At 45.9% G+C, this 23,233-nt stretch carries 14 protein-coding genes; all 14 read left to right on the top strand.

Annotated elements, in window-relative coordinates; genetic code table 11:
• Window positions 1–105 precede the first annotated feature (105 nt).
• The 14 genes from hisS to NSS82_RS25700 all read left to right on the top strand — a co-directional run bounded on the left by hisS (window position 106) and on the right by NSS82_RS25700 (window position 23,046).
• A complete protein-coding gene (gene hisS / locus NSS82_RS25765; protein ID WP_076098993.1) occupies window positions 106–1,359 on the top strand; it encodes a histidine--tRNA ligase in 1,254 nt (417 codons plus the stop codon).
• A 55-nt stretch (window positions 1,360–1,414) separates the two neighbouring features.
• Window positions 1,415–3,199 carry an aspartate--tRNA ligase gene (gene aspS / locus NSS82_RS25760; protein WP_076272395.1) on the top strand — a complete coding sequence of 595 codons (1,785 nt, stop codon included), beginning with the start codon at window positions 1,415–1,417 and terminating at the stop codon, window positions 3,197–3,199.
• Between the two features lie 61 nt (window positions 3,200–3,260).
• Window positions 3,261–4,016 carry a tRNA threonylcarbamoyladenosine dehydratase gene (locus NSS82_RS25755; protein WP_036677632.1) on the top strand — a complete coding sequence of 252 codons (756 nt, stop codon included), beginning with the start codon at window positions 3,261–3,263 and terminating at the stop codon, window positions 4,014–4,016.
• A 238-nt stretch (window positions 4,017–4,254) separates the two neighbouring features.
• A complete protein-coding gene (locus NSS82_RS25750; RefSeq protein ID WP_076272396.1) occupies window positions 4,255–5,553 on the top strand; it encodes an NCS2 family permease in 1,299 nt (432 codons plus the stop codon).
• Window positions 5,554–6,459: 906 nt separating this feature from the next.
• The gene (locus tag NSS82_RS25745) at window positions 6,460–8,643 is read left to right on the top strand and encodes a HelD family protein (protein WP_076272397.1); all 2,184 of its coding nucleotides are present in this window, start codon (window positions 6,460–6,462) and stop codon (window positions 8,641–8,643) included.
• Between the two features lie 391 nt (window positions 8,644–9,034).
• Window positions 9,035–9,316 carry a CD3324 family protein gene (locus NSS82_RS25740; protein ID WP_036677625.1) on the top strand — a complete coding sequence of 94 codons (282 nt, stop codon included), beginning with the start codon at window positions 9,035–9,037 and terminating at the stop codon, window positions 9,314–9,316.
• 295 nt (window positions 9,317–9,611) lie between these two features.
• The gene (locus NSS82_RS25735; protein ID WP_076105451.1) at window positions 9,612–10,916 is read left to right on the top strand and encodes a replication-associated recombination protein A; all 1,305 of its coding nucleotides are present in this window, start codon (window positions 9,612–9,614) and stop codon (window positions 10,914–10,916) included.
• Window positions 10,917–11,296: 380 nt separating this feature from the next.
• Window positions 11,297–12,313 (top strand): ABC transporter ATP-binding protein, encoded by a 1,017-nt coding sequence (locus NSS82_RS25730; protein WP_036677618.1) that lies wholly within the window; start codon window positions 11,297–11,299, stop codon window positions 12,311–12,313.
• Window positions 12,300–13,235 carry an ABC transporter ATP-binding protein gene (locus tag NSS82_RS25725; RefSeq protein ID WP_036677615.1) on the top strand — a complete coding sequence of 312 codons (936 nt, stop codon included), beginning with the start codon at window positions 12,300–12,302 and terminating at the stop codon, window positions 13,233–13,235. The genes NSS82_RS25730 and NSS82_RS25725 overlap by 14 nt, the downstream gene beginning before the upstream one ends.
• A 4-nt stretch (window positions 13,236–13,239) precedes the next feature.
• Window positions 13,240–14,202: an oligopeptide ABC transporter permease gene (opp4B, locus tag NSS82_RS25720; RefSeq protein WP_036677612.1), complete on the top strand. Its 963-nt coding sequence runs from the start codon at window positions 13,240–13,242 to the stop codon at window positions 14,200–14,202.
• Between the two features lie 27 nt (window positions 14,203–14,229).
• Window positions 14,230–15,135 carry an ABC transporter permease gene (locus NSS82_RS25715; RefSeq protein WP_051490985.1) on the top strand — a complete coding sequence of 302 codons (906 nt, stop codon included), beginning with the start codon at window positions 14,230–14,232 and terminating at the stop codon, window positions 15,133–15,135.
• A gap of 19 nt (window positions 15,136–15,154) precedes the next feature.
• Window positions 15,155–17,005, top strand: a complete 1,851-nt coding sequence (locus NSS82_RS25710; RefSeq protein ID WP_036677608.1) for an oligopeptide ABC transporter substrate-binding protein — start codon at window positions 15,155–15,157, stop codon at window positions 17,003–17,005.
• A gap of 291 nt (window positions 17,006–17,296) precedes the next feature.
• Window positions 17,297–20,029 (top strand): glycoside hydrolase family 9 protein, encoded by a 2,733-nt coding sequence (locus NSS82_RS25705; protein WP_076272398.1) that lies wholly within the window; start codon window positions 17,297–17,299, stop codon window positions 20,027–20,029.
• Between the two features lie 32 nt (window positions 20,030–20,061).
• The gene (locus NSS82_RS25700) at window positions 20,062–23,046 is read left to right on the top strand and encodes a glycoside hydrolase family 48 protein (RefSeq protein ID WP_081384419.1); all 2,985 of its coding nucleotides are present in this window, start codon (window positions 20,062–20,064) and stop codon (window positions 23,044–23,046) included.
• The last annotated feature ends 187 nt before the right edge of the window (window positions 23,047–23,233 follow it).

Raw genomic sequence — 23,233 nt, 5'->3', positions numbered from 1 at the left:
CCCTGTTTTTTTATAAAACAGGGCGAGGGATTTTTTGCTTTTTCTGCAATAGAAACAGATGAAGAGAACAGCTTTAGAGGGGTTATTTTTTAGGAGGGATAGACTGTGGCTAAAGAAAGATTCGAGAAACCAACAGGAACGCAGGACGTGCTTCCGGGTGCTGTGGAGAAATGGCAGTATATTGAGGGGAAGGCCAGAGATTTATGCCGCCGTTTTAACTACCGGGAAATTCGCACACCTATGTTTGAGCACACAGGGTTATTCGAACGTGGAGTAGGCGAAACAACGGATATTGTGGAAGGCGAAATGTATACGTTCAAGGACAAAGGCGACCGTGATTTGGCTCTTCGTCCAGAAGGAACGGCTGGTGTCGTGCGAGCTTACGTTCAGAACAAGCTATACGGTGAACCTGATGTAAGCAAGCTGTATTATATCGGACCTATGTTCCGTTATGAGCGTCCGCAGGCCGGAAGATATCGCCAGTTCCATCAGTTTGGGATTGAGGCGTTTGGGGCCGTGGATCCGGCTATTGATGCAGAAGTAATCTCTATGGGCTATCAATTCTATAAGGATCTAGGTCTTAAAAATGTAAGAGTGGAGCTTAATTCCGTGGGTAATGCATCAAGCCGTGCGGCTTACCGGGAGAAGCTGCTGGGATTCCTTAGACCGATGAAGGATAACCTCTGTAGTGACTGTCAGCGTCGAATCGAGCGTAATCCGCTTCGTGTGCTGGATTGCAAGGTGGATCAGGATAAATTTACAGATGCCCCTTCTATTTTGGACAGTTTGGATGATGAATGCATAACTCATTTTGAGAAGGTTAAGATGCATCTCGACATTATGGGTGTAGAGTTCACGATTAATCCTCGTCTTGTACGTGGTTTGGATTATTACACGCATACTGCGTTTGAATATAAAGCAGCTGGCATTGGCTCTATTGATACCGTAGGCGGCGGAGGCCGGTACAACGGTTTGGTTGAAGAAATCGGTGGACCGGATCAACCGGGTATTGGTTTTGGGATCGGGCTGGAGCGTATTCTTCTTATTCTGGAGGATCAGAAGGTAGAGCTGGAGACTGCGAAGCCACTGGATGTGTATTTTGTAGCTCTTGGCGAAGAGGCTGACATTGAAATCTCCAAGCAGCTATACTTTCTGCGTAGCCAAGGGTTCTCGGCAGAACGCGACTACCTCGGCCGGAAGATGAAGGCGCAGATGAAGTCAGCTGACCGTATGTCGGCACGTTATACTGCGATTCTTGGCGAAGACGAGCTGAAGAATGGTGTAATTGCGCTGAAGTCGATGAGCACAGGGGAACAGCAGACTGTGAAGCTCGAAGAGCTGGCTCAGGCGTTGGTATAGAAGAAGACTTTTTAAGTAGAAATGTATTTTTAAATAAAAAGGGGAATGGTGAATTATGCAAAGAAGTCATAACTGTGGGCAATTAACACCAGAACATATTGGACAAACGGTAACCTTAAACGGATGGGTCCAGACCCGCCGCGACCTTGGGGGCGTACTTTTTATTGACCTGCGTGACAGAAGCGGTATTGTGCAAGTTGTATTCAACCCGGACTACTCCGGCGAAGCACTGCAAATTGCAGATAAGGTTCGCAGTGAGTATGTTTTGGCTGTCAAAGGAAAAGTGGTTAAACGTGATGAAGAAACCATTAACCGCAATCTGCCAACAGGTGAGATTGAAGTTCAAATTACAGATATCGAAGTGCTGAACGCTGCTAAGACTCCTCCATTCTTTATCGAAGATGGAGTGGAAGTAGACGAATCTCTTCGCCTGAAATATCGTTACCTGGATCTGCGTCGTCCAGAAATGCAAAAAACATTGTTGCTACGCTCGAAAGCTTCTAAGATTTTCCGCGATTTCCTTGACAGTGAAGGATTTATTGATGTAGAAACACCAATCCTAACTAAGAGCTCACCGGAAGGTGCGCGTGATTATTTGGTGCCAAGCCGTGTGCATGAAGGCGAATTTTTCGCATTGCCACAATCTCCACAAATCTACAAGCAGCTATTGATGGTGGGTGGCATTGAACGCTATTATCAAATTGCTCGTTGTTTCCGTGATGAAGATTTGCGTGCTGACCGCCAGCCGGAATTTACACAAGTGGACATTGAGACTTCATTCCTGTCTCAGGATGAGCTGCTTGGCATGATGGAGAACCTGATGCAACGTCTGTTTAAAGAAACTGTAGGAGCGGATATTCAGCTTCCATTCCAACGTTTGACTTATGCTGAGGCTATGGGCAAATACGGTTCAGACAAACCTGACCTGCGTTTTGGATTAGAGCTTGTAGAAATGAACGATATTGTTGCCACAAGTGGCGTAAAGGTATTCGCTTCCGTGATCGAAAAAGGCGGAGAAGTGAAATGTCTAAATGCTAAAGGCTGTGGGACTTGGACTCGTAAAGAAATCGATGATCTCGGACCTTATGCTGCGCGTTATGGAGCGAAAGGTTTGGCTTGGATTCAAGTGAAAGACGGCGAGTTCAAAGGGCCGATTGTCAAATTCTTCACTGAAGAAGAAATTGCCGCTGTGAAGGAGCGTACAGGCGCTGAAGAAGGCGACCTACTGTTGTTCTCCGCTGATACCAAAAAGGTTGTAGCGGACGTTCTAGGTGCCCTTCGTGTCAAAATCGGACGTCAGCTGGGTCTGATCGACGATAACGTGTTCAAGTTCGCTTGGGTGACTGACTTCCCATTGCTTGGTTATGATGAAGATCAGAAACGTTATGTAGCAGAACACCATCCGTTCACTCGTCCACGTGAAGAGGATCTGCATCTGTTCGACACAGATCCAGGTGCAATTCGTGCACAAGCCTACGATATCGTTCTGAACGGTTATGAAGTAGGCGGCGGCTCCATGCGGATTTACAAACGTGAAGTACAGGAAAAAATGTTCCAAGCTCTCGGCTTCTCAGATGAGGTTGCTTACGAGAAATTTGGTTACCTGATGGATGCGTTCGAATATGGTACACCTCCACATGGTGGTATTGCCTTCGGTTTAGATCGTCTAATCATGCTGCTGGCGGGTCGTACAAATCTGCGCGAAACCATCGCATTCCCGAAAACGGCAAGTGCAACGGATCTGCTTATGGATGCACCTTCGGCAGTAGACGGTTCACAATTGGAGCAACTGCATATTAAGCTGGCTCTTAAACCAAAAAAAGAAAAAGAAAAAGAATAATTAAATAAAGCGGGCGAGGCAGATTTCTGCTTCGCCATAGCTTTTGAAGGAGGCTGACCTCATGCTGCATCAGTTCTCACGTACGGAACTGGCGATCGGACCGGAAGGTCTGGAGATTATGAAGAACAGCACAGTAGCGGTACTTGGTATCGGCGGTGTTGGCGGTATGGCTGTTGAGGCGTTGGCTCGTAGCGGGATCGGCAGACTGATTCTGATTGATAAGGATTCTGTCGACATTACCAATGTGAATCGGCAGATTCACGCACTTACTACTACGGTTGGGCAAAAGAAGGCCGAACTGATGGTGGATCGCGTGAAGCTGATTAATCCGGAATGTGAAGCGATTGCGCTTAATATGTTCTATACGGAAGAAACCTATGAGGAACTGTTCAAGCTGAAACCGGATTATGTGATTGATGCCTCGGATACGATTATCTACAAGGTCCATTTGATTAAAGAATGTCTGTCACGTGGAATTCCTATGATCTCAAGCATGGGCGCTGCCAACAAAATGGATCCTACAAGATTCCAGGTAGCGGACATTTCCAAGACAACGTATGATCCGATTGCCCGTGTCATTCGCCAGAAGCTGCGTAAGGATGGGATTAAGAAAGGCGTGAAGGTGGTCTTCTCTACGGAGCCGCCAATGAAGCCACGTCAGGATGTTACGGACAAGATTGTTCCGGAGAATGCGCCGGATCGACGTAAAGCGAAACAACCGCCAGCCAGCAATTCATTTGTTCCACCGGTAGCCGGCCTAATCATGGTCAGCGTTGCCGTGCGTGATTTGCTTGAGGCTGGAGGCGTCAGCTTGTAAGTGAATCGCTGAGCTGAGGCTGTTTCAATTATAGATATAGGATTAGAGTAATGGACAAAAGGGCGAGTAGCTGGAATCCGGCTGCGTACGCCCTTTTGTTGTCGTTAACAGGCGGGCTCTGCAATAAGCAGGCCATAAATAGGCATAATAGCTGAACCGGGATGAACGGCTGATTATAAGATTTATAATCCGGGTAATATCCGCCTGCGGAACTTAATATCAGTGGAGGTTTTTGTACATGAAATCGAATTTTTGGCGAAATAGTGTGGGGCTTGCGCCTGAGAATGACTGGAAACGGGAATGGGCTGCAGGGATTCTCTCCTATTTTGCTTCGGTTTATATTGTTATGGTGAATGCGACGATTCTCCATGACGCGGGGATGCCGCTTAGACCGGCAATGGTGGCTACACTATTGACCGCAATTACCGGCTGTCTGCTGATGGCTTTCGGCGGGAAGACGCCTATCATCGTGGTTCCCGGGATGGGGATTAACGCATTTTTCACTTATACGCTTGTTCATTCCATGAAACTGGACTGGAGAGAGGCGCTTACTGTAGTCGTTATAACAGGCATGTTATTCGCTATCGTGGCCTTCACATCACTTTATCGTATTCTTAGTGAGGCAATTCCTCAAAACCTGCAGCATGCCATTACAGTGGGTATAGGGCTGTTTCTGACTTTTATAGGGCTGCAAAAGAGCGGGATAGTGATTGCCCATCAGACTACTTTTGTTGCCATAGGACATTTTAGTGATCCTGCAGTTATTACATCCTGTGTGACTTTATTGCTGGCTTTAGTGTTATTTATCCGGGGAACTAACGGCGGCCTGCTGATAAGTATGCTGGTTGGTACAGGACTAGCCTATCTTCTGGGAGCTGCACATGCACCGGAAAAACAAGCTTCAGGGCATGTATTCTCAGGTTATGGCGGCCTATTTTTCGGAATGGACTGGAGCGGTATTGTGAGCCTTGTGTTCTGGATTGCTGTATTCCTGTTATTGTTAATCGTTGTATTTGAAAATATCGGTCTTGTAGCCTCACAGACGATGATGGCAGGCCGTCCAGAACGCTTCAAAAGCAGCCTGCGTGCGCTCTCGCTTGCCAATATCGCCGCGGGTCTTTTCGGAAGCAGTCCAGTCGTGGCCGCTGCAGAATCCAATGCAGGAATAGCTGCGGGCGGGCGTTCGGGTCTCACCTCGCTGGTGACAGGGCTTCTATTCGGGGCGACCTTCTTATTCCTTCCGTTGTTATCCTATATTCCCGATAGTGCGATCGCACCGATCCTGATTGTGATCGGCGGACTTATGGTACAGAATGTGCGTGAGATGGACTTGAGTGATTTGACCGAGCTGTTCCCGTCTTTTCTAATCATGGTTATGATTCCATTCACCTATAGCATTGTGGATGGTATGGCTTTTGGTTTTATTACCTACCCAATTGTGAAGCTGGCGCTGGGCAAAGGGAAGGAAGTTCCACCTGCGCTGTATGGGATTGCTGGTTTGTTTGTAGCTAACTTTATTTTGCAGGCTGTGCTATAGTGCGGCATCCAGTTTCTTTGATTGCGAGGGAACTGTTGTTCACTAATCAGCTCTATTAGCCAGCGTTGAAATCAAAGGTATAAATACCGTCGATTGGAGCTAAATGCGCGTAGACGCCGAAATCAAAGGTATAAATACCGTTGATTGGAGCTAAATGCGCGTAGACGACGAAATCAAAGGTATAAATACCGTTGATTCGAGCCGAATACGCGTAGACGTCGAAATCAAAGGTATAAATACCGTTGATTGGAGCTAAATACGCGAAGACGCCGAAATTAAAGGTATAAATACCGTTGATTCGAGCCGAATACGCGTAGACGTCGAAATCAAAGGTATAAATACCGATGATTGGAGCTAAAAGCGCATAGACGCCGAAATCAAAGGTATAAATACCGTAGATTCGAGCCGAATACGCGTAGACGTCGAGATCAAAGGTATAAATACCGTTGATTGGAGCTAAATGCGCGTAGACGTCGAAATCAAAGGTATAAATACCGTTGATTGGAGCCGAATACGCGTAGACGTCGAGATCAAAGGTATAAATACCGTAGATTCGAGCTAAAAGCGCATAGACGAAGAAATCAAAGGTATAAACACCGTTGATTGGAGCTAAATGTGCGTGTACGCCGAAACCAAAGGCAAAAATGCCTTTGATCCGTGCTAAATGTATGTAAGCGCCGAAATCAAAGGCAAAAACACCTTTGGTGTGTCCTAAATATTCGACGCTTGTGCGAGCTAAGGGGCACCAAAGGGTTTTAGGTTGGAGAACTTATAAGTTTAGTCAAATCATTTGAAAGATTTGGTATTTAAGTGCTGATTGTGCTACAATGGGTATCCTTTTGCGTGAGAAATGGACGTAGGAGCATGAAAATTTAAGCTCGATAAACTTTTAGGAGGTAACTGAAATTGGAAGACAACTTTCAAAGTGCCTATCAAGAGGAAGAAGACAGGCTGAATCAAGCGCTTACTGAAATTGACACTTTGCTGGAGAAGCTCCAGCAGACACCAGTGTACACGGGACATGACTATACGGAACAGGTGCTGGAAGCGAACCGTGATCAGAAGCGCAAAGATCTTGCCAAGCTTAGGCAGGAGCCTTATTTCGGACGGCTTGATTTTCAAGGCAATGATGAGAATGAACGGAAGGCACTCTATATAGGCAAAATCGGCGTAGACCGTGAGCAGGTAAGCGACCGTCCGCTAGTCATCGACTGGCGCGCACCGGTAGCAAGCCTGTTCTATTCGTTTACCGGCGGTACCGAGCCAGCCTCCTATGAAGCTCCTGAGGGATTGATAGAGGGGCTGGTATACCTCAAACGCAACGTCGTGATTCGGAAGCAAATTCTGGAGCGGGTCGCGGATACGTACAATCGGGAAAGCGATGCACCGATAGTATCAGATGAGTTTCTCGTCTATCGACTTGGGGAGAATAAGGATAATCGCCTACGGGATATCGTATCGACCATACAAGAGGAGCAGGACAAGATTATCCGTGCTGCCAAGAATACAGCGCTGATCATTCAGGGCGTGGCAGGAAGCGGTAAAACAACCGTTGCACTGCACAGGCTTGCTTTTCTGCTGTATCAATACAAGGATCAGGTTTCTGCGGAAAAAATGATCATTTTTGCACCAAACCGGATGTTTTTAGATTACATCTCGGATGTATTGCCTGAGCTCGGGGTAGGTAATATTGCTCAAAGTACATTTCCGGATTGGGCAGCTAATGTACTAGGACTGGAATTGCCGGAACAGGATGCGACGGAGACGATGAACCGCTGGTTCGAAACCCCTGGGGGCATGCCGGTAATTACAGAAGAGACACCGGGACGCTTCAAGGGTTCTACGGTGTTGATGGGAATTATAGAGTCCAGCATCAAGCTATTGGAAAGCAGCTCTGTACCTGAGGGTGATTTTAGCCCGTGGGAGGGTGCGGTGCTACGCCGTTCTATGATTTTGGGCTGGCATAATGAGGAGTATGCTCCCTATCCTCCAGCTAAGCGCAAGGAACGGGTAATGGCGCGGATTCATCGCTGGATTGAGATGGAACTGAAGAAGAGCCCTTCAGCTGCTGCTATGAAGGATCGCAAGAAAAAAGGCGCGCAGCGAGAGAAGGCTTATAGTGCCAAATGGCCTAAATATGATCCATTAACGATCTATAAGCAAATTTTCCGAGCAGCTAAACTTCCTGAGGATTGGCCGATTGAACCGCCTGAGGAAATTCCGGCAGCTGTACTGAAGGAAACGGCAAAAGAGCTGAAAAAAGGCATCATACGTGAAGAGGATTTACCTCCGCTGCTGTATATCCATTATCTTTTGAACGGTGATGAGGGCGTTACTCGCTTTGACCATGTAGTAATCGATGAGGCTCAGGATTTTTCACCTTTCCAAATTGCCGTTCTGGATTTATATGTGCGAGGCCATTCCTTTACGATCCTGGGTGACCTCTCGCAGGGTATACATGCCTATAAAGGCGTACACGCGTGGGAAGAGATGCAGACGTTGTTTGCCCCTGAGAACACGGCTTATCACGCGCTGACACGCAGCTATCGTTCTACTATGGAAATTATAGACTTCGCTAATGGAATTCTATCTTCAGGTGTGGAGAGCTCATTGCTGGCTGTTCCTGTGTTTCGTAGTGGAGATCCCGTGCGTATGATCGCCTACGGTGAGGATAACGGGGAACTGGTGGCTGATGAGCAAGCTCGCTTGCGGACAATAACCTCTGCACTGAAGTCTCTGTCAGGAAGGGAATACCGTACGGTGGCTGTCCTAACAAGAAATCTTCATGAGGCTGCAGAACTATATGCGGAGCTGGCACAGCATTTTGAAGATATTCATCTGATTGATGGCAGTATGACCCAATATCAGGGTGGGCTATCGGTGCTGCCTGTCTATTTATCAAAAGGTTTGGAGTTCGATGCAGTGATCTTAGCAGATGCCGATCAAGACCATTACGGGGCGACGGCTTGGGACGCGAAGCTGATGTATGTCGGCTGTACACGTGCTCTCCATGAGCTGTGGCTGCTCTATAATGGGGAAGTTCCTTCCTATGTGCAAACGGCGGCTGGAAGCGATTCTGAGGGGGAGTAAGACTGGTGGAGAATGGTTATAACTGTTCTTGGTCTTGTAACTCCCCCATAGGTATGGCTTAATAATAAGTGTCCGGCCGGGCAAGAACACTTCTGGAAGGAGGCTGATTGAAATGATTTCAGTATACGAGGTGGTTTCCGTTTAAGACGGAAACCTGCTTGAAGCGAGGAGGCCTTATGGCCTCCTTATTACTAACATAAGAAGTACCACACTTATCCATAAGAACGAAATTTATGAAATCGAATGTAGACGCTACCAAAAGGTTTTTATATAATGAAATTACGGATTTTTCCAAATATGAGGAGAAGAAAGGAGGCAGGTGACGTGATTATAACTAAAAACTTAGTTGACCGACGCATAGGGACACACCTGTTGAAGGAGGAAATGCAAGTTGAGTTATGTAAATGGGAAGGATGTGCTCCCCCCTGGCTTGCTCGAAGAGCTTCAGGGATACATCCAAGGTGAACTGCTCTACATCCCAAAGAGGACGGAAGAGCGGGTTCGATGGGGCGAGAACAGCGGTTCGAGGAAAGAAATAGCGAACCGGAACAAGGAAATTTTCAGTTGTCATCGAAGCGGTGATTCCGTAGCGGAACTTCAGAAGAAGTACCATCTATCGGAAGAAAGTATTCGTAAAATCATATCAAAAATGCGGCTGGCAGTAAATTGCTAGCTTGCAATTCAAGCATAAACGCCTTTGGCGTCCCTATAAGGACGGTAAGCGTTATGCGAGAAATCATAAGGATAAAGTATAGCGTGAAACCTATACTTTCTTATATTTTGAAAAAAGAGCATGGCTCCCGCCTTTCTAAGACGAGATCATGCTCTTTTTATTTTGGCGTAAAATAAGTCTATGCTGATACTGTTACCTTGAACCGGCAGGACATCCTAATCCTTCCCTGTGATATGGTATGATAGAGAGGGATTTATATTGAGCTTTTACAAGAATATAGCAAGGAAGTGGAGTTATGGATTTATTTTCTTTCGGAGAGGACACCGGGGGCGGACGGCTGCTTGCGGACCGGATGAGACCGGAGAATCTTGATGAATATATTGGTCAAGAGCATATCATAGGTCGGGGGAAGCTGCTGCGAAGAGCGATTGGGGCGGATCAAGTCTCTTCGATTTTGCTCTATGGTCCCCCGGGATGCGGTAAGACGACACTCGCGCATATTATTTCTCATCACACACAAGGGGAATTCGTACGTCTGAATGCGGTGGAAGCTACCGTGAAGGATGTACGGGAGGTTATTGAGCGAGCTCAGAACAATCAAACATTGTACGGCACAAAGACGATCCTGTTCCTGGACGAGGTGCATCGATTTAATAGCTCACGCCAGGATGCGCTTTTGCCAGCGGTAGAAAAAGGGACCATCACCTTCATTGGAGCGACTACAGAGAACCCGTTCCATTATGTTAATGGGGCGCTTATGAGCCGCTCCACCTTATTTCAGCTGGAGGCATTAACGAGTGAACACAGTCTGATCGCGATGCGCAGAGCCTTGGCGGACAAAGATAAAGGTCTTGGATTTATGGAGCTTCAGGTCGATGAAGAGGCTTTGTTGCATATTGCAACTATGGCTAATGGAGACATTCGCCGGGCACTAAATGCGCTGGAGCTGGCAGCCCTGACTACCGCGCCGCAAGTTGATGGAAGTGTTCATATTACGCTGGAGGTGGCGGAGGAATCCATTCGGCGCCCCATTGTGAAGGCTGATGAATCTACGCAGTATGATGTGCTATCCGCTTTTCATAAAAGTATCCGCGGTTCCAGCGACGCCGCGTTGTTTTGGTTTCTGTATGCGGTAGAAAAGCTTGGAATGGACCCTATGACTTTTATTCGGCGCCTGATTGCAGCCAGCAGTGAGGATATCGGCCTGGCTAATCCCCAAGCTATGGTTCAAGCGGTGAGTGCGCTGGATGCTTATCGAAACAATGGTTGGCCAGAGGCGAAGCTGAACATTGCCCAAGCTATTCTTTTTGCCGTGGAGAGTCCGAAGTCTAATGCTGTGGTTATGGCTATTTCCAATGCAATGGCAAGTATGGATGAGATCAAATCAGCGGAGGTACCGCTGCATCTGCGTGATACGCACTATAAAGGCGCAACTGCGTTAGGGCATGAAGGATATCAATATCCGCACAATTTTCCGGGGCATTATGTAAAGCAGGAGTATTTGCCTAAGGAGATTTCTCAGCGTGTTTTTTATCAAGCAACTGAGCAAGGCAACGAGATTAAGATTCGTCATAATCAAAAGCTTCGGCGGGAGCAGTAACCCAGCTAGCGACTGTAATACCTTCCAATTTCATGCTGGAAAGCAAAAGATTTTAACTTTCAGACGAACTAAATAATTCCCAAAAAAAGGCGGCCTAGAGCCGTTTTTTTGTTGCCTACGTTACTTTTAATCACATCGATTGAAAATTTTTTATAGGAAAAGATTGATAATTTACCATAAGTTAATTAAAATGAACTACAAAGTTACGAGATGTTCATTTTTATTTCCGATTGAACTACTGGTAGTATTCTTAATGGTGTTAATTATCATCACATTGGTTATTTCAAAATGTTTCATGAAAATCAACACTATTTATATCAAAATTTACATAATATTTTCATTGTGTTAATTTTGAAATCCTTGTCGTTAGGGTGATGAATATGGGCGAAGAACTACTAGAAATCAAAAATTTGTCGACATCGTTCAGAATTGCAGACGACTATTATGCTGCGGTTGATGATGTTACCCTGTCTGTTCGCAAAAATGAAATTCTGGCTATCGTTGGAGAGTCTGGTTCAGGAAAAAGTGCGCTCGCCTTTTCAATTATGGGGCTGCACACCAGAGCCAAAATTGACGGACAAATCAAATACAAGGGCCAGGACATCGTTACCATGTCTCCTGCTGCACTAAACAAGCTGCGCGGCCAAGAAATGTCTATGATTTTTCAAGATCCTTTATCCGCTTTAAACCCGCTAATGATCATCGGCTCACAGATTGAAGAAGTACTTATCCTACACGATTCCAAGCTTTCTAAGAAACAGAGAAAAGAGAAGGTCATTGATCTTTTGACCAAGGTTGGAATTTCCCGTCCCGAGCATACATATCAGCAGTACCCCCACGAATTATCCGGTGGCATGAGGCAGCGGGTGGTTATCGCCATTGCGATAGCCAATGGACCCAAGCTTTTGATCGCCGACGAACCTACTACAGCACTAGATGTGACTATCCAATTACAAATCCTTGAACTTATTAAAAAATTAAAAAACGATATGGAAGCAGGCATTATCTTAATCACTCATGACTTAGGGGTTGTAAGCGAAATGGCTGACCGTGTTGCGGTGATGTATGCCGGACAAATCGTCGAAATCGCAGATATTTTTACGTTGACGTCTAATCCGAAACATCCGTATACGAGATCCTTATTAAACTCCATTCCAACAGCAAAAGAAGAGAAATCCAGATTGCATGTGATTCAGGGGATTGTTCCACCACTGCAAAACCTTCCGCGTAAGGGCTGCCGTTTCTCGGCACGGACGCCTTGGATTCCTGAATCGGAGCATGAGGAGAACCCACAGCTGCATGAAGTCGCACCCGGACATTTCGTTCGCTGCACCTGTTATAACAATTTCCATTTCCCTGATACTAACGAGGAGGCAATCCACAATGGGACTTCTTGAGGTTAAAAATTTAGCAGTACATTTTCCGATCCACGGCGGTGTTTTTCGAAGGGAAGTTGGCGTAGTTAAGGCTGTCGATAATGTTAATTTTACCATTGAAGCTGGGCAAACCTATGGTCTGGTTGGTGAATCTGGTTCCGGGAAGACGACAACGGGTCGCGCGATTATAGGTCTTAATTCTATTACTAGCGGCAGCGTGATTTTTGAAGGGCAAGATTTGGCCTTGAGGGGTGTACGTAAGCAAAGAAATGTCCGCAAAGACATTCAGATGATCTTTCAGGATCCGTACTCTTCCTTAAATCCTAAGAAGCGTGTACTCGATATTATTGCAGAACCGTTGCGTAATTTCGAAAAAATGTCTCCAGGGGAAGAAAAACGCCGGGTGCAGGAATTGCTTTTACAGGTAGGCTTAAGTCCTGAGAACATCCTGAAATATCCGCATGAATTTTCTGGCGGCCAGCGGCAGCGGATCGGAATTGCCAGAGCAATTGCACTCAAGCCAAAGCTTATTATTGCTGACGAGCCGGTATCTGCGCTAGATGTCTCAGTACAGGCACAAGTGCTTAACTTCATGCAGGACATTCAAAAAGAGCTGAATCTTACTTTTCTATTTATCAGTCATGATCTCGGGATCATCAGGCATATGTGCGATCACATAGGGATTATGTATAAAGGACGACATGTGGAGCAAGGGACTGCTAAAGATATTTTTGACAATCCTCAGCATATTTATACCAAACGACTCATTGCCGCCATTCCTGATATTGATCCGAAACAGAGAGAAAAGCAGACGGAGTTTAGAAAATCAGTAAGCAAGGAATATGAACAAGCGCACCGGAATTATTTTGATGAAGAAGGCATGGCTTATCCATTAAAATCAATTTCCGAGACTCATCTGGTAGCCTTGCCTGAGAAAGGTTGAGAATATGTGGAAGATTATCGTTCGTAGAATTCTTATAATGATCCCTCAAGTAGTTCTATTAAGTATTCTTGTTTTTCTTATGGCGAAGGCGATGCCAGGTGACGCACTTTCAGGAATGCTTGATCCGAATATTGACCCGGCGGCCATTGATGCGATGAGAGAAAAGCTCGGTTTAAATGATCCATGGTACATCCAGTACTGGGATTGGATCACTAAAGCGATACAAGGGGATTTCGGCCAGTCCTTCCGTTTCAAAATGCCGGTCTCAGAGCTAATCGGTCAACGCCTGATGAATACCCTTTGGCTGGCCATTGTTACGCTGATTCTTACATACCTTATTGCTATCCCGCTTGGTATTACCAGCGGACGTTATAACGATTCGTGGCTGGATCGCTTGATAACTGGCTATACCTATATTGGATTTGCTGCACCGTTGTTTATTTTTGCACTCTTAATGGTATGGGTTTTCGGATTTCATTTTCATTGGTTTCCTACCAGCGGCAGTGTCAGTCCCGGGGAAGTTCCAGGTACACTAAGTCACTTCTGGAGTAAATTCTACCATCTGCTTCTGCCTGCGCTATCTATGGCGCTAATTGCAACGGTTGGGACCGTACAATATCTGAGAAATGAGATCATTGATACGAAGCAAAAAGATTTCATTCTCACTGCTAGAGCTAAAGGGGCTTCGGAGTCACGCGTATACAATCGTCATATTTTGAGAAACTCCTTGCTGCCGATCGCTGCATTTTTTGGATATGAGATCACTGGGCTAATCGGTGGTACGGTGTTCGTTGAAACGATCTTCAGCTATCCAGGAATGGGTTTGCTGTTTCTAAGTTCGATAACGATTCGGGATTTCAGCGTGGTAACAGCTCTTGTTCTTCTGTATGGGGTTGCTTCCATCGTCGGTGCGTTGTTATCAGACATTATTTTAAGTATCGTAGATCCTCGTATCCGGATTAAATAAGAAGATGAACACTTTGGGGTGAATGAAATGGCAAAGACGAGCGCAGAGATAGCTCTGCTGCAGGAAACTGATAAAAGTCCATCGGGCTTCAAAATTGTTTGGCGGGAGATGGTGCGGGATAAGCTGGCACTGATCTCATTGATTTTCCTATTTACGATTATTGCTGCTGTATATGGGATCTCCTTATTTTTAGATCAGAAAGAAATTGTCACGGTTGACTTGTTCGCCCTATATGAGAAGCCTTCGGCTGTGCATTGGCTGGGGACTGATTATGGAGGACGGGATGTATTCGGTCAATTAATTATAGGAACACGAAATTCCATGTCTATTGCCTTTATGGTTACTTTTTTTACGGGAATTATCGGTATTCTGGTAGGTTTAGTCTCAGGTTACTTTGGGGGAACGGTAGATAATGTCGCGATGCGTATTGTGGATTTCTTCATGATTCTACCTTTTCTAATGATTGTTATAGCTTTTGTCAGCGCAGTTCCTAAGTACAATACATTGACCTTCTCCTTTATCATGACAGCATTTCTTTGGATGGGGATTGCCAGGCTAATTCGTTCCAAGACATTGCAAGAGAAGGAATTGGATTATGTTCAGGCATCTAAGACCCTAGGCTCCTCCAATCTAAAAATTATGTTCACGCAAGTTCTGCCGAACTTAAGCTCTATCATTATCGTAACGATGACCTTGAATCTGGCAGCTAATATTGGATTGGAATCAGGCCTATCCTTTCTAGGTTTTGGTTTTCCAGAAAGTACACCCAGTCTGGGTACTCTAGTAAGCTATGCGAGAAATCCGCAGACCCTTGAGTTCAGATGGTGGATCTGGTTACCCGCATCATTGCTGATCCTGGTATTGATGTTGAGTATAAATAATGTGGGTCAAGCGCTTAAACGTGCGACCGACGCAAGACAAAGAAAAGGATAATAAGGGAGGAAATGATTAAATGAGAAAAGCCATTCGTTCAAAAGCTTTACTAGTTTCATTAATGTTTGTAATGTTGTTCGCTCTTGCGGCTTGCGGCTCCAAGAACAACAACGAAGCGGCTGAATCAACAGCAGCTCCTAGCGCCAGCGCACCTGCGGCAACTGCAGAAGCAACGGCCGCGCCTGAGGCAGAAGACGGACTTTATAACATTAAAGATTTTAGTAACGTTAAGACTAACCAAGGTGAAGCTATTGACGGAGGGACAATTACATTTGGACTTGTTTCCGATAGTCCATTTGAAGGTACTTTGAACTGGAACTTCTATTCTGGAGATCCAGATGCTCAAGTTCTGAACTGGTTTGATGAAGGTTTGTTAACTTGGGATAAAGACTATGTATATACTAATGATGGTGCGGCTACTTATGAAGTTGCAGAAGATGGACGGACCTTTACCTTTACGATTCGCGACAATGTAAACTGGCAGGATGGTAAGCCAGTAACGGCTGAAGACTGGTTGTTCGCCCATGAAGTTATTGGTAATCCTGCTTATGATGGTCCTCGTTATGGTTCTGACTTCACTAATATTGAAGGCATGGATGAGTACCATTCCGGTAAAGCCAAGACCATATCCGGGATTAAAGTGCTGGGTGATAAGAAACTGCAGATTACTTATAAGCAATCTACACCTTCCTTGTTAACGGGTAGCGTATGGATTTATCCATTAGCCAAACATATCTTTGGCGGCATGGATGTTGCCAAAATCTCCTCTTCCCCTGAAGTCCGCCAAAAGCCAATTGGCTTCGGAGCTTTTAAAGTAGAGAGCATCGTTCCTGGTGAGTCTGTAGTATTTGTTAAGAATGAAGATTACTGGCGCGGAGCCCCAAAACTGGATAAAGTAATTTTGAAGGTTATCAACCCAACAACGATTGTACAAGAACTGAAATCTGGCGGAGTTGACTTGGTGGATTCCTTCCCTATTGATCAATTCCCGGATAATGCAAAGATGTCAAACGTTGAATTCCTGGGTGCGGTTGATCGTGCTTATACGTATATAGGCTTTAAGCTTGGTAAATGGGATGCAGAGAAAAAGGTTGTTGCAACAGATCCTAAAGCTAAAATGGCGGATGTAAATCTGCGTAAAGCCATGTGGGCTGCCGTAGATAATGATACTGTCGGTAAGAAGTTTTATAATGGACTTCGCTGGAATGCGACTACGTTGATCCCACCTTCCCATCCTGAATTCCATGATGCTTCCAATCCAGGTGTAGCTTATGATCCAGAAGCAGCTAAGAAGATCCTGGATGACGCTGGTTACAAACTAAACGGTGAATTTAGAACGAATCCAGATGGCAGCGAGCTGAAGATTAATTTCATTTCGATGACTGGTGGAGACATTGCTGAGCCGCTGGCTCAATATTATGTACAATCCTGGAAAGCGATTGGTCTGAATGTAACTTTGGAAATGGTAGAGTTTAATACCTTCTATGATCGCATAGGTCAAAATGGTGAGGATGATCCTACTGTTGATGTGTACCAAGGCGCTTGGGGTGTAGGGATTGACGTTGACCCATCAGGTCTGTATGGCAAAGATGCAATCTATAACTTCCCGCGTTACTCGAGTGCAGAGAACGATCGTTTGCTCGCCGAAGGGATCTCCGAGGCTGCATTTGATGTAGACAAACGTAAAGAAATCTATAAAGAGTGGCAACAATTTATGGTTGATGAGATTCCAGTATTCCCAACACTTTATCGTGCTGTAATAGTGCCGGTTAATAACCGCGTCCTGAATTATTGGGCTGTTGGTGATGGAGTTGAAATCTATTATAACGACATTGCGGTTTCTGCAGATAAAGCTGCGGTAGCTCAGTAAGAGGGTATTAATGAACAGCAGTTCAAGGAGAGATCCTGAGCTGCTGTTTTTTATTTTTCATTAAATTAACAAAATTCCTATATTTTGTGCATTATTTACTGTAAAAATATAGTGTTTTAATGAAAGATATGGTATATTTTGGGTGAGAGCGAAACTTTCGCTTAAATATAGCTCTTAGAGAGAGGTGAGTGGATGATCGCAATGACGGGTACCTGATTCAAGTGAGGGAGGTGTTACGGGACTGAGGTGTAATCTTTCTTGTGGCATTCACTGAAGAGAGGGGCAGTAGAAATGATCAAGAGGTATAGGAAACAAGGACTGGTGTTCAGTTTGTTGTTTACGCTTACATTTTGTTCAAATGCTGCATTTCAACCGGCGATAGCAGAGGCGGCGGCCGGAGACTACAACTATGCGGAGGTTCTTCAAAAATCTATTTATTTCTACGAAACCCAGCGGTCTGGTGAATTGCCAGATAACAATCGGGTGGAATGGCGGGGCGATTCCGGTCTTTTGGACGGGGCGGATGTGGGACATGATCTGACTGGTGGTTGGTATGATGCCGGTGATCACGTTAAATTCGGTCTGCCTATGGCTTATTCTACGACGATGCTGGCGTGGTCGGTTTATGAGTACAAGCAAGGATATGAGGGGTCTGGGCAGCTTGAGGAAATATTAGACAATATTCGCTGGGCAACCGATTATTTTGTAAAAGCTCATACCGCTCCTAACGAGCTGTGGGGACAAGTTGGTAACGGAACAACCGATCATAATTGGTGGGGACCCGCAGAAGTCATGCAGATGCAGAGACCTTCCTACAAAATTGATGCCACTCATCCCGGATCAGATCTTGCCGCAGAAACAGCTGCAGCGTTAGCTTCAGCATCCATTATTTTCAGGGATACGGATGCCGTATATGCGGACAAGCTGCTGCTGCATGCTAAACAGCTTTACAATTTTGCTGACACTTACCGCGGCTCCTATTCCGACAGCATTACCGATGCCAAACAATATTATAATTCTTGGAGCGGTTATGCGGATGAATTGAGCTGGGGGGCTGTCTGGTTGTATTTGGCGACTAACGATCAGCAGTATCTCAATAAGGCTATTGCAGCAAGTGATCAATGGGGAACGAATCAGGCTGGAAACTGGGGTTATCAGTGGACGCAGTCTTGGGACGACAAGCATTATGGCGCTCAATTACTGTTGGCACGAATCATCGGGCAGACCAAGTTCATTCAATCCACTGAACGGAATATGCAGTATTGGACGACTGGAGTGGGTGGAACAAGTGACCGTGTTGCCTATACACCTGGCGGACTAGCCCATCTGGATCAATGGGGCGCATTGCGTTATGCAGCCAATCAGGCTTTTATGGCCTTCGTTTACTCGGACTGGGTGAGCGATCCGGTGAAGAAAGATACGGCGCGTTCTTTCGCGGAGAGACAAATTACGTATATGCTTGGCGACAATCCACGAAACAGCAGTTATGTTATCGGTTATGGTAATAATTCTCCTCAGCATCCCCATCATCGAACCTCACATGGATCATGGAATGATAGTCAGACCGTTCCGGTAAATCATCGCCATGTCTTGTACGGAGCGCTAGTTGGAGGCCCGTCCAAAACAGACAGCTACACCGACTCCATTAACGATTATGTCTCGAATGAAGTTGCAACCGATTACAATGCAGCTTTTACAGGAGCTATTGCAAAAATGGTGCTGCTGCATGGACAAGGGCAACAGCCGCTTGCACAATTTCCACCTGCAGAGACACGTGAAGATGAGATGTTTGTCGAAGCCTCTGTGAATGCTAGTGGCAGCAACTTCGTAGAGATTCGAGCATTGCTGAATAACCGTACGGGCTGGCCGGCACGGGCCAGTAAAGAGATGTCTTTTAACTACTATGTGGATCTTAGTGAAGCGATAGCGGCTGGTTATGCTCCTGAGGATATTACGGTTACGGCGGGAGGCTACAATCAGGGTGGAACGGTGTCTGCACTTCAGCCTTACGATGCAGCTAACCATATCTACTATACTAAGGTTGATTTTACAGGTACTTTAATTTATCCGGGTGGACAATCTGCTCATCGTAAGGAGATTCAATTCCGAATTGCAGCCCCGCTGAACACTAACTTCTGGAATAATGCTAATGATTTTTCATTCCAAGGTGTGGCAGCTCAAGGAGCAACTCCTGTTAAAACAGCGAACATTCCGGTGTTTGATGCAGGTGTGCACATGTATGGAGAACTTCCAGCGGGTGGTGGACAACCTGGAGAACCTCAAGTCCCTGCACGTCCGACTAATGTTCAGGCAGTAGCAGGTAATGGGACTGTCCATTTGACTTGGAATGCCATTAGCGGGGTTAGTGAATATACCGTTAAACGCAGTGAAGTGAGTGGAGGCCCGTATACGGTGCTTGAGAATGTCATGGGAACGGATTACATGGATAGTGGACGGGTGAACGGAACCACTTATTATTATGTGATCACTGCCACGAATAGTGTAGGGGAGAGCTTGCCATCTATACAGGTTAGTGCCAAACCCCAAGAAACAACACAGCCCACAACGGGGAATTTGAAGGTGCAATATCGTACGAATGATACGAATGCCAGTGATGGACAGCTGCGCCCTCAGTTCCGAATTATGAATACAGGAACCGAGTCTGTGGCACTTAGCGGCTTGAAGCTGCGTTATTATTTCACTGTGGATGGGGATAAACCACAACAGTTTCATTGTGATTATGCTGTAGTGGGCAGTGGTAATTTAAGCGGCAGTTTTGTTAAGCTGAATCCCGCCAGTACGGGCGCGGATTATTATCTGGAGATTTCTTTTGGTGCAGGGGCTGGAAGCGTAGCGCCTGGTGGAGATAGCGGCGAGATTCAGGCTCGCACCAATAAGACGGACTGGACGGCTTACAATGAAACGGATGATTATTCCTACAGCGCGGTTCAGCAGACATTTGCCGATTGGAATAAAGTTACACTTTATGAAGGTGAAACACTTGTATGGGGCTTAGAACCATAAATATATCCAAGAGAGGGAGCTTGCCTAAGATGATGAAATTGAGCTTAATAAAGAAGCCTGTTTCTGTAATGATGGCCGCAGTCCTGTTTCTCTCACTCATGACCGGTCTATTTAATTTTAGACCTCAGACTGCTCACGCTTCTACTACGGAGCAGACGCGATTTCTGCAATTATATGCGCAGCTAAAAGACCCCGCAAATGGTTATTTCTCTGCTGAAGGAGTACCTTATCATGCGGTAGAGACCTTGATGAGTGAAGCCCCTGATTACGGACATATGACGACCTCAGAAGCTTACAGTTATTGGATGTGGCTTGAGGTACTCTATGGTTATCACACAGGGGACTGGACTAAGCTGGAATCAGCTTGGGACAACATGGAGAAGTATATCATCCCTATTAACGAAGGTGATGGCAAGGAAGAGCAGCCAACCATGAGTTATTACAATCCGAACAGCCCGGCTACGTATGCAGCGGAGCATGCTCAGCCGGATCAGTATCCAAGTCAGCTAGGTGGCCAGTATGCAGCAGGTAAAGATCCGCTAGATGCTGAATTGAAGGCGACGTATGGCAACAACCAGACCTACTTGATGCACTGGCTGGTAGACGTGGACAACTGGTACGGCTTCGGCAACTTGCTGAATCCTACGCATACAGCCGCTTATGTGAATACATTCCAACGGGGTGAACAAGAGTCCGTTTGGGAGGCGGTCCCTCACCCGTCTCAAGATGACAAAACGTTCGGAAAAGCAAACGAAGGCTTCATGAGCCTGTTCACAAAAGAAGCTAACGTGCCTTCCGCTCAATGGCGTTACACGAATGCTACAGATGCCGATGCACGGGCAGTACAAGCAATGTACTGGGCTAAAGAGCTCGGCTACAACAATACAGTGTATTTGAATAAAGCTAAGAAAATGGGCGATTTCCTGCGGTACGGTATGTATGATAAATACTTCCAAAAAGTAGGAAGTGCAGCTACTGACGGCACACCTGATGCCGGGACTGGCAAAGATTCCAATCAATATCTTCTGGCTTGGTATACCGCATGGGGCGGTGGACTTGGAGCTACAGGAAACTGGGCTTGGAGAATCGGGGCGAGCCATGCCCACCAAGGGTATCAGAATGTCGTGGCTGCCTACGCACTTTCTGATTCGGATGGTGGTCTGATCCCGTCATCAGCTACAGCTGGACAGGATTGGGAAAATTCTCTGAAACGTCAATTGGAATTCTATACTTGGCTGCAGTCCTCTGAAGGGGCAATTGCCGGAGGAGCGACCAATAGTTATCAAGGCGCCTACAAGGCTTATCCAGCCGGAACCAGTACTTTTTATGGCATGGCATATGACGAAGCTCCAGTCTACCACGATCCTCCATCCAATAACTGGTTCGGGATGCAGGCATGGAGTGTGGAGCGGGTAGCAGAGCTGTACTATATCCTTGCTTCTAACGGAGACACTACATCTGAAAACTTTCAAATGGCAAAACAAGTTATAGAAAATTGGGTAGATTGGTCTAAAGATTATGCCTTTGCCAACAAACGTCCAGTTACGGATGCTGAAGGTTACTACCTGAACAGTCAAGGTAATCGAATTCTTGGAGGAGACAACCCACAAGTGGCAACAGTCTCTGCACCAGGAGAGTTCTGGATTCCAGGTAATGTGGAATGGACAGGACAACCTAATACGTGGAATGGCTTCAGTGGTTCTGCAGCAAACAGTAACCTGAAAGCCGTAACTAAGAGTCCAAGCCAAGATACAGGTGTACTGGGCAGCTATATTAAGGCACTTACCTTCTATGCGGCTGGCACCAAAGCTGAACATGGCAGCTACAGTACTCTGGGAGGAGAGGCTCAGGTACTGGCTAAATCTTTGTTAGACACGGCATGGGGTTATAACGATGGAGTTGGTATTGCAACTACCGAAAGCCGTGGAGATTATTCTCGCTATTTCACTAAAGAAGTCTATTTCCCAAGCGGTTGGACAGGTACATTCGGCCAAGGAAATACGATCCCTGGTTCATCTACAGTGCCTTCCGATCCAGCTAAAGGCGGAAACGGGGTATACGCAAGCTATACCGATATCCGTCCAAATATCGTGAATGACTCCAAGTGGCAATATTTGCTGGACAAATACAATACTTCTTTTAATAAAGTGACTAAAACTTGGGACAATGGAGCCCCTGAATTTACCTATCATCGCTTCTGGTCGCAAGTAGATATGGCAACTGCTTATGCTGAATACGATCGACTGATCAACAGCAGTGTGCCTACTGAGCCAGTAGCTCCAAAAGCACCTTCCAAACCAAGTGTGGTCGCTGGTAACAAAGTTGTAGATCTTAGTTGGAACAACGTAACTGGAGCTACTAGCTACACTGTGAAAAGAGCTGCGACAACTGGTGGCCCTTACAGCGATGTGGCTGTTGTCACTCAGGCGACTTACAATGACGCTTCAGTGGTTAACGGTACGGATTACTACTACGTAGTTAGTGCTTCCAACGTGGTTGGAGAGAGCCCAAATTCGCTTGAGGTTCACGCCAAGCCTATTGATGTGCCGATTCCGGTACAAGGAGATTTGCTGGTGAAATACCGGACAAGTGATACCAATCCGGGAGATAATCAGTTCCGCCCGCAGCTGCAAATTGTTAACAATGGGGATACGGCTGTAGCGCTTAGCGATGTAAAGCTGCGGTATTATTACACGATTGATGGCGATAAACCTCAACAATTTAATGTTGACTATGCTAACATCGGTGGAAGTAATATACAGGGAACATTCGTGAAGGTGGACCCTGCCAAAACTGGAGCGGATTATTATTTAGAAATCTCCTTCGGCGCAGGTGCAGGCAGTCTTGCACCGGGAGCCAACACGGGTGATATCCAGATCCGGGTCAACAAAACGGATTGGAGCAATTACAACGAGGTTGGAGACTACTCTTATGATCCTGCCAAAACATCGTACACGGAATGGAATCATGTGCCGTTGTATTTGAATGGTGATCTAGCATGGGGACTTGAGCCTTAAAGTCTAAATAAGGGAAGCCCTAGCCATTTGGCTGGGGCTTTTTTTAGTAATTGGCTAGTTAGCGACTGCGACTAAATGTGGCTTCATATCCATTTTAATTGTATTTTTTACAACTAAAATACACCCTAGCCGCGCCAACGTAATTTAGTTGCACTTCATACAACTATTTATCAGTATATGGGTATTT

Origin of the sequence: Paenibacillus sp. FSL H7-0735, from assembly GCF_038008505.1 — a bacterium.
Classification (GTDB): Bacteria; Bacillota; Bacilli; order Paenibacillales; family Paenibacillaceae; genus Paenibacillus_AQ; species Paenibacillus_AQ odorifer.
This window is presented reverse-complemented; position numbering and strand designations above follow the sequence as displayed.